Here is a 6,642-nt window from a genome sequence, read left to right as displayed (position 1 = left end):
GGATTGAGATTGTAGACGGTGTTTGAACCACTCCCTGAGTTGGGCTCAAACGCTCGAAAGACGATGTGTCCTTCGATATTTGCGGGCTTTCTCACTTTAATTTTACTAGATACGATTTTTTGACTCGGTTTGCTCATCTGCTGTTGAAGCTGTCCTTCAACGAGCTCAACCCCTTCGGGGAGGGTCCACTCGACAGCGACCGTTGTAAACTCGGTATTGATTTGACCCTCTAATATCACTCCGTCATCGCTCTCGGTCTCGACAATTCGGGTGAGGAGTGGAGCTTTTGCTTTGCCCCAAACGTCAGGTGTATGATGTGTCACGTGGCCGTGCTTTTGAGATTTCTTTGCGACGGCCTGAGCGGCAAAAACTCCTGCAAAAATCATAACGAAGGCCAGTAGAAGAGCTTGATTTAGTTTGGACATAACGCAACTCCGTTTAAAGTCATTGAATAACTCGTGCCACTTCCCAATCTCACTGAGGTATTTACACGCACGTTAATGACGTACACGCCCGCAGCGAGGTTTGTGGAAATGGATTCGGTGCCAGAAGTGGCTCCGGAGGAAATGGGATTTGTGCTGGAGGCTAAGATTGAGCTTGAGCTTCCAAAGACATATTTTTCTGGAAAAACATAAAGATCAAGATTTGCTGTAGCTCCTCCGCTAGTCGTGTAACTCAGACCCAGCGTTAATACACCCCCCGCATGATTGATCTGGTAGAAATCATTAGAGGCGAACTGATTTGAGTTCGTCGCAGAACCATTTTCGATCTGAGATCCAGAAATGTTTGCTGCTTGAATCGGAATGGCCGAGCAGGAAGATCCCGTTGTCACTGGTCGAATATAATCGGTCTGATCCCCGCGCTGTAATTCACCGGTGCGAATCGAGCTCCAGTTGGATCCTCCGGAAAGTGTTTGTTGGATGCTATGGAATAAACCGATATTACGGAACCTGAGAGCGGAGCTCTTAAAACCCGCAGTGGGTCCGGCGAAAACAGCCCAGAGTTCAGCAAAAGATGAGGTGACTTGATCCACACCCGCTCCTTCATTTACGGCATCGATTGCGTCCCAGAACATTCTTGCGATGGAAAACTCTCGAAAATTTCCTTCGCCCAGGACCGAGGGTTGATCATTGCCGGGTGTTTCTAAGTTCTCGTTAAAGTAAACGGAGGTCGAACCCAGTGGCGTCCCCGCGGTGTCTCGATAGACAGGATTATTGAGAACCGCCGCTTGAAAAAAGTTACCCCAGCCTTCGCCAAAGGCGAGGCGAGCGTCGATGATGCTATTCCCCGAATGGGATCCTCCGGGAGAATTTGTGATCGAAAAATTATCTTCGATAAAGTGGCCGTATTCGTGGAGAATGATCGAGTTATCGAAGTGATCGGTATCCGAGCTGTCGACATCATTACTTTGTCCACCGAGGATATAGAGCTCATTTGCACCCGGGAGATAAAAACTGACGGGGCCAGCGTTAAAGTACGTTCCAGGATTAAATCCCTTCGTCCAATACACGTGGGCCAGAGGGGCACCAGTAAATGGAACGCAATCGGAAAAAGTAGTGGAGCAATTGTTAGTCGTAGTTTGCAAATAAATATTGGCCGCAAGAATTTTATCCAGAATATTAAAAGCGCCACCTTTGATATCGCCATCGGCTTCGGCCGTGAATGTACCTAGTGCCGTCGATGTTGTTGGATTGAATGATTTTTCGATAAAGTAGTGATCTTTATTTGACGGATTATTCATTACGTAGGCTTTGGTTAACGAGTTTTCGATCCGTGAGTTGATACGAAGAAGGTAATTGGCAGAAGTGTTGGGAACCGTGATCGAAAAATTTCCTGAATTGTCGGTAGCTCCACACTGAATGATCGCACCGGAAGCATCCAACACCATGATTTCTGCCTGGCGAATGGGAAGCGGAGAGCCAGTGATCGCACCATTTCCGTTGATGCGAAATTCATATTCCGCATCTCCAGTGACAGTGATGCCCCCGGGATAGGATGTGACCGTTGAACAATAAGGATCAGGCTGTGAAGTAATCGTACCGCCACCACCACTGTCGCCACCGCTACCGCAACCAACCAAGATGAGACACAACATTCCGATGAAAATTTGATTTTTGAGCATGGAATTCTATCGGAATTTGCGGGCGGAACGTGAAGACGAAAATCATAAATTCCCTTGCCACGTCTGAGGTTGTGTTTCATTATGGGAAAGTAGGTATTATTTAGACATGTTAGCCCGGCTTTAAGTAGAGATTTTCCAATATGCAATTGAGCCTAAATTCAGACTTTTCGATCGGCAGTGATGCCTTCCACGTACAGACGGAAGACTGGGGAATGTCTAGTCCCTACATCGTCAGTCGCATTTATCGAAACGGTGCTGTAGTTCGCAGTCTAAAAACTCCCTATTCGGAACTGATTGAGTCACCGATTTGGGATAAATCAGCCATCGAAGAAGCGGTCAAAACACAGCACGATAAAATTCTAGACCTCATTCTTTCTGGTCAACAAAACTAATCTATTTTAAAATCTAGGAATGATACAATTTTCACACGTTTATCGAACGTTTCGTGGAACGACTCACGCACTCCGTGACGTTTCTTTTAATATCAACCGAGGCGAATTTGTCTTCTTGATCGGCCATAGTGGCGCCGGAAAAACAACGCTCTTCAACCTGCTCGCTGGTTTTGATAAACCGTCATCAGGAAGAGTCACGATTGCCGACTATGATCTTGAAAATTTGAAAGACCGGGATATTCCTTACTTCCGTCGACGTGTAGGAGTTGTATTCCAGGACTTTAAGCTTTTGTCGAACAGAACGGTCTTTGAAAATCTCTGTCTTCCTTTGGAAATTATGGGGGAGAAGCGTCAGTCTCTTGTAGAAAAGACCAACAAGATGCTCGCCTCACTCGGACTCGCCGATAAATGGGATGTGTTTCCGGATCAACTTTCAGGTGGAGAAAAGCAGCGTTTAGCTATCGGTCGCGCTCTCATTAGCCAGCCCGAAGTGATCATTGCCGATGAGCCCACAGGAAATTTAGACCAAGCTTTAAGTCGCGAAGTGATGAATATCTTCCAACAGTTTAACAATCTTGGAACGACAGTTTTTATTGCGACTCACGACATGGAACTTGTGAAATCAATGAATAAACGAGTCATTCAGTTGAAAAATGGGGAGTTACTAAAAGATGTCACTCTTTGATAAATATCTAAAATTCAGTTTACGTTCGTGGGCCCGTGAGACAAGCTTACGTGCATCGACTTTGGTGATTCTGATTTTTACCTACGCGGTCACTCTTTTTTTGGTTACGTCGGCGTTTAATTTTAAAAAAATTATTAATCGTTGGGGAGATACGGCTAAGCTGACAGTGTATCTTACACCTGGTCAAACCGATGAGACCAAGGCTCAGATCCAAGATTTTATGATCAAGCTCGACGAAGTCGCTTCGCTCAAATTTATTTCTCAAGAGGCAGCCGCCAATGAGTTTAGTAAGAAAAACTCTATTTTTGCCAAAGATTTTTTGGAAGATCTCAAAAGTAATGATGTTTTCCCAGAAAGTTACGAAGTGACGCTTAAAGGAAGCATCAATGATCAAAAGTACTTCAAAAAAATTTCGGCCACGTCGGATTTGATAGCAAGTCAAATTGGCGTTGATGACGTCTCCTACGGGCAAGGTTGGATCGAAAAGTACTCTGCATTTATTCGTCTCTCCAACTCGATCATCGGTATTATAGTTGTATTATTTCTAGCAGCTAGCCTTTTGATTATTTCTAATTTGATTCGAGTTTTAATCTACAATCATAACGATGAGATTGAGATTTTAGAGCTCATCGGAGAAACCTCGAAAAACATCCGTATGCCGTTTATCGCAGAAGGTGTGGTTTTTAGTTCTATAGCCCTAGTGATTGGAATGGCCATGAACTACTTCCTATTCACTTGGATCTCTGCACAGCTCACAGGGAGCAGCATTTTAAGTCACTTGGCCGATCTTGTGTCCCGTCCATCGGCTCCATTTATAATTCTGAGTTTTCTTATTAGCATAATTGTGGGTGGGTTATCGTCATATTTTACCGTGCGTGGAATTAATACAGGTTGGGCGCTTTCTTCTAGGACAAAGTAGAATGTTGTATAGGGTGTCGTTTTTCATTTTGGGTATCACCTTTGGCTTTTCGCAAGTGAGGGCCGAGGAGTTACCGACGTCCAATCCCCAACTGAATAAGTCGGTGGCGGACTACAAAAAGTTCAAAGACAAATCGGAAGAGCTTAAAGAAAAAGAGCGAGAGCTACTTTCGACGGTGTACAAAATTACGCGCCGGCAAAGGAAACTGGCGAGCAATAAAGCCGCATTACTGCAGAAGCGTGAAGCTTTAGAGTCCGATATCTCCGGTTTACAAAAAAACATTTCTGAGGTGAGTGAGGATATTAAAAAGACGAAAAAGCAAATTATCACTCGATTAAGAAATTTGCAGAGAGTCAATGCTCCCACCTTGTTCCAATCTATCTTTGGAGCTCAGGACGTCATGGAAATGGATCGGAACGCACGAGTCATGTATCGAATTTCCCGCTCCGATGTCGATCAGTTACGAGTCTATCAAGGCCTCAAAAACCTTCTCTTTCAACAGCAAGAGACGCTCAAGAGTAAATTATCCGCGTTCGAAAAAAACCAAATCCAGCTTGAAAATGAAGAGCAGAGCATTAAGAGCACTTATCAAGCCAAGATGAATCTTCTGCAAAGACTCGATAACGAAGACAAAAAGATCCTTATTACTTTAAAAAAGATTCGTGAAAAAACTAAAACGCAGATGGGTCGAAGTTCTCAGTTTGAAGATTTATCCGTCGTATTTGACGGCGGAATTTTTGAGCAAAAAGGAAAGCTTCCAATGCCGACCATGGGAGTGGTCACTCAGAAGTTTGGGATTTTTAATCTCCTAAGCGATAAAATTAAGATCTATAATAAAGGGTGGTTCGTTTCGACAACCCCGGGGAAAGAAATTAAATCCATCTTTAAGGGCCGCGTGATCTTCTCTGGAGATCTACCCGATCGCCACCGTGTGGTGATCGTGGATCATGGGGATCATTTCTACTCCGTGTATTCCAATCTCGAAGTGGCCGAGGTTGCAGTCAACGATGAGATCGAAGCGGAGGAGCAGATTGGTCGGGCCGGCTCTTCGCGGTTTTTTGGCCATGGACTTTATTTAGAGATAAGACATTTTTCTCAACCTGAAGATCCAACGGAATGGTTTAGAGACGGGGGAATGAACATTTCCTCATTGAAGGAGCAAGATATATGAAGACGCACAAACTGATTTTCTGCACCCTGATCTTTGCTGTAGTAACGACGTGGTCCTACCGCTTGCTCTTAGCGGATGATCGCTATCTCAATTTACAGATTTTTGCCAAAGTTCTGAATATCGTTCAGCAATATTATGTGGAACCCGTCGACACCCAAAAATTGATTTATGGTGGTATCAAAGGAATGTTGCGCGAGCTTGATCCGCACACCAATTTTTTACCGCCCGACATGTACAAAGAGTTTGAGACCGAAACGTCAGGAGAATTCGGTGGGATCGGTATTGAAATCTCTGTGGAGGACGGACTTCTCACGATTATCTCTCCCATTGAGGACACTCCGGCGTGGAAAGCAGGAATTCTGCCTGGGGATAAAATTGTGGAGATCGACGGAACTTCGACAAAAGGAATGAGTCTTGTGGATGCGGCTCAAAAAATGAAGGGTAAAAACGGAGAGAAGATTAAGTTAGGAATCATGCGCGATGCTTTTGATGAGCCTAAAGTATTTACGATTAAGCGGGACATCGTTAAGGTTAAATCCGTAAAGTTTATCGATTTAGGAGAGGGTTACGCCTACTTTCGCGTGACGAGTTTTATCGAAAACACAGCCAAGGAACTGCGCAAACACATGATCGATTTTAAAGCGCGAAACAATGGAATCAAAGGTGTGGTGTTAGACCTTCGAAGAAATCCCGGAGGTCTTCTCGATCAGGCGGTTCAGATCAGTAATATGTTTCTAGATAAAGGAATCATTGTTTCCACTGTCGGCCGAGATAAGACCAAAAAAGAAGTTACCGAAGCTAAGCCAGGTTCAGCCTATATGGGCTTCCCGATGGTGATTTTGATCAATGAATACTCGGCCAGTGCCAGCGAAATTGTGGCCGGAGCTCTTAAGGATAACAAGCGGGCGTTGGTGATGGGGCAGAGAAGCTTTGGAAAAGGTTCCGTGCAATCTGTGGTTAAAATGGGTGATGGTTCTGGATTAAAGCTGACGGTTGCGCGTTATTATACGCCCAGCGGAATTTCCATCCAAGCTGAGGGGATCACTCCCGACGTGGAGGTCGAAGACCTCTCTATGGACAGCACTGATAAAAATGGCTCAAAGCGCTTAGTTCGTCGGGAATCTGATATCCAAGGGCATTTGCTTGGGGATGCCGAGAAAGAGGCCCTGCAGAAAGCCAAGAACGCGAAGAACGCTCAATGGTGGAAGACGTTTAATGCCAAAGAAAAGTCTGAAAAAAGCGATGTGTTAGCTAAAGACTATCAGGTCCTTCAAGCCTATAACTACCTGAAGGCATGGAAAGTGTTCAAGAGTCTGTAAACGAAGTCCTCTTTGTATTTGAGGACATTCTTAA

7 protein-coding genes are annotated in these 6,642 nt (G+C 44.7%); 5 read left to right on the top strand and 2 right to left on the bottom strand.

Going from position 1 to position 6,642, the window contains the following annotated elements:
- On the bottom strand, positions 1 to 425 hold a 425-nt coding region (locus tag K2Q26_08455; protein ID MBY0315535.1), incomplete at its 3' end, for a hypothetical protein.
- Complete coding sequence (locus tag K2Q26_08450) at positions 413 to 2,122, bottom strand: hypothetical protein (GenBank protein MBY0315534.1); 1,710 nt, start codon at positions 2,120 to 2,122, stop codon at positions 413 to 415. The genes K2Q26_08450 and K2Q26_08455, both read right to left, overlap by 13 nt.
- Positions 2,123 to 2,262: 140 nt before the next feature.
- On the opposite strand from K2Q26_08450, the gene K2Q26_08445 reads away from it, so the two are divergent.
- From K2Q26_08445 to K2Q26_08425, 5 genes are read left to right on the top strand one after another with little or no spacing between them, the layout of a single operon-like run.
- Positions 2,263 to 2,514 carry a hypothetical protein gene (locus K2Q26_08445; GenBank protein MBY0315533.1) on the top strand — a complete coding sequence of 84 codons (252 nt, stop codon included), beginning with the start codon at positions 2,263 to 2,265 and terminating at the stop codon, positions 2,512 to 2,514.
- 19 nt (positions 2,515 to 2,533) lie between these two features.
- Positions 2,534 to 3,199 carry a cell division ATP-binding protein FtsE gene (ftsE, locus tag K2Q26_08440; GenBank protein ID MBY0315532.1) on the top strand — a complete coding sequence of 222 codons (666 nt, stop codon included), beginning with the start codon at positions 2,534 to 2,536 and terminating at the stop codon, positions 3,197 to 3,199.
- A complete protein-coding gene (locus tag K2Q26_08435) occupies positions 3,186 to 4,118 on the top strand; it encodes a permease-like cell division protein FtsX (GenBank protein MBY0315531.1) in 933 nt (310 codons plus the stop codon). The genes ftsE and K2Q26_08435 overlap by 14 nt, the downstream gene beginning before the upstream one ends.
- A 13-nt stretch (positions 4,119 to 4,131) precedes the next feature.
- On the top strand, positions 4,132 to 5,289 hold the full coding sequence (locus K2Q26_08430; GenBank protein MBY0315530.1) for a peptidoglycan DD-metalloendopeptidase family protein: 1,158 nt from the start codon (positions 4,132 to 4,134) through the stop codon (positions 5,287 to 5,289).
- On the top strand, positions 5,286 to 6,608 hold the full coding sequence (locus K2Q26_08425) for a S41 family peptidase (GenBank protein MBY0315529.1): 1,323 nt from the start codon (positions 5,286 to 5,288) through the stop codon (positions 6,606 to 6,608). Before K2Q26_08430 ends, K2Q26_08425 begins: the two co-directional genes overlap by 4 nt.
- Positions 6,609 to 6,642 lie beyond the last annotated feature (34 nt).

The organism is Bdellovibrionales bacterium (assembly GCA_019750295.1).
Lineage (GTDB): Bacteria > Bdellovibrionota > Bdellovibrionia > Bdellovibrionales > JAGQZY01 > JAIEOS01.
Note: the sequence above shows the minus strand (reverse complement) of the source record. Positions and strands in the feature narration are given on the sequence as shown.

Excerpts from the sequence above, each read along its gene's own strand:
- K2Q26_08450 (MBY0315534.1), bottom strand. The coding sequence starts at position 2,122 with ATGCTCAAAAATCAAATTTTCATCGGAATGTTGTGTCTCATCTTGGTT.
- K2Q26_08445 (MBY0315533.1), top strand. The coding sequence starts at position 2,263 with ATGCAATTGAGCCTAAATTCAGACTTTTCGATCGGCAGTGATGCCTTC.
- ftsE (MBY0315532.1), top strand. The coding sequence starts at position 2,534 with ATGATACAATTTTCACACGTTTATCGAACGTTTCGTGGAACGACTCAC.
- K2Q26_08435 (MBY0315531.1), top strand. The coding sequence starts at position 3,186 with ATGTCACTCTTTGATAAATATCTAAAATTCAGTTTACGTTCGTGGGCC.
- K2Q26_08425 (MBY0315529.1), top strand. The coding sequence starts at position 5,286 with ATGAAGACGCACAAACTGATTTTCTGCACCCTGATCTTTGCTGTAGTA.